1 pseudogene is annotated in these 475 nt (G+C 29.9%); it reads left to right on the top strand.

Annotation, left to right across the window (positions count from 1 at the left end):
* Nucleotides 1–475: pseudogene (gene nheA / locus CRU95_RS16145) on the top strand (non-hemolytic enterotoxin NHE subunit A); the annotation flags it as partial.

The following is a 475-nucleotide window of genomic DNA, read 5'->3' as shown; positions in this document are numbered from 1 at the left end:
ACTACTATTTTGAATAGACCTCAAGAAATCATTAAAGGTTCTATTAATATTGGTAAACAAGTATTTACAATCACAAATCAAACTGCACAAACGAAAACAATCGATTTTGTTTCTATCGGTACTTTAAGTAATGAAATTGTAAATGCTGCAGATAGTCAAACGAGGGAAGCAGCTCTTCGCATTCAACAAAAGCAAAAGGAGTTATTGCCACTTATTCAAAAGTTATCACAAACTGAAGCAGAGGCGACTCAAATTACATTCGTTGAAGATCAAGTAAATAGCTTTACAGAATTAATTGATCGTCAAATTACAACTTTAGAAACGTTATTAACGGATTGGAAAGTTTTAAATAATAATATGATTCAAATTCAAACAAATGTCGAAGAAGGCACGTATACAGACAGTAGTTTACTTCAAAAACATTTCAATCAAATTAAAAAAGTAAGTGATGAAATGAATAAGCAAACAAATCAAT

The sequence above is a fragment of the Arcobacter sp. F2176 genome, assembly GCF_004116465.1.
Classification (GTDB): domain Bacteria; phylum Campylobacterota; class Campylobacteria; order Campylobacterales; family Arcobacteraceae; genus Arcobacter; species Arcobacter siniprincipis.
The sequence above is the reverse complement of the archived record's forward strand: the minus strand, read 5'-3'. Positions and strand labels throughout refer to the sequence as shown.